This window comes from Streptomyces sp. NPDC058955, from assembly GCF_042741435.1.
In the GTDB taxonomy this organism is placed as follows: Bacteria; Actinomycetota; Actinomycetes; order Streptomycetales; family Streptomycetaceae; genus Streptomyces.
Genome location: NZ_JBHYKM010000004.1, coordinates 5,076 through 5,903 on the forward strand (window position 1 = coordinate 5,076; position 828 = coordinate 5,903).

Below are 828 nucleotides of genomic sequence, written 5' to 3' on the forward strand. Positions count from 1 at the left end.
CCCCGCGGCGCGCGGCGCTTGGGTCACCCGAGAGTGGGGCGCCGCCGCGCGGCGGGGGCCCCCCTCACCACTAACCGCCCCCCCCCCGGGCGGGGGGGGGGGGGTGGATCACCCTCCTCCCCGGGCACACCTGGTGGTGAAGCATGTGTGCGAGAGAATGGCGGCATGGAGATGCCGAGGAATGACAGGTCGCCGGAGACCCCCCAGGTCCTCATCGTGGGACAGGACGGGATGGCTCTCGGCGGCGCCCAGGGCGACGACGAACCCCGCGAGGTCCCGGTGACGGAAATGGTCGAGCAGCCTGCGAAGGTCATGCGGATCGGCAGCATGATCAAGCAGCTTCTGGAGGAAGTTCGGGCGGCACCTCTCGACGAGGCGAGCCGGGTCCGGCTGAAGGAGATCCACGCCAGCTCGGTGAAGGAGCTGGAGGACGGTCTGGCGCCCGAGCTGGTCGAGGAGTTGGAGCGCCTGTCCCTGCCGTTCACCGACGAGGCCATCCCCTCCGAAGCGGAACTGCGCATCGCGCAGGCCCAGTTGGTGGGGTGGCTGGAGGGCCTCTTCCACGGCATCCAGACCGCGCTGTTCGCCCAGCAGATGGCGGCCCGCGCCCAGCTGGAGCAGATGCGGCGGGCGCTGCCCCCCGGCGCCTCGCACGACGATGACGACGAGGGCGGCCGCGGCCACGGTCGCGCGGTCGGCTCGGGGCCTTACCTGTAGGTCGGCTCGGGGCCTTACCTGTAAGGCGGTCGTACGAGGGAGGGGGGGGGGCGGGGGGGGCGCCGGGGCGCGGGGGCGGGGGCCGCGCGCGCGGGGGGGCGGGCGCGCCGC

At 74.0% G+C, this 828-nt stretch carries 1 protein-coding gene; it reads left to right on the forward strand.

Going from position 1 to position 828, the window contains the following annotated elements; genetic code table 11:
- The first annotated feature begins 165 nt into the window (after positions 1–165).
- The gene (locus ACFW1I_RS02845; RefSeq protein ID WP_319011482.1) at positions 166–717 is read left to right on the forward strand and encodes a bacterial proteasome activator family protein; all 552 of its coding nucleotides are present in this window, start codon (positions 166–168) and stop codon (positions 715–717) included.
- Positions 718–828 lie beyond the last annotated feature (111 nt).

Excerpts from the sequence above, each read along its gene's own strand:
- ACFW1I_RS02845 (WP_319011482.1), top strand. The coding sequence starts at position 166 with ATGGAGATGCCGAGGAATGACAGGTCGCCGGAGACCCCCCAGGTCCTC.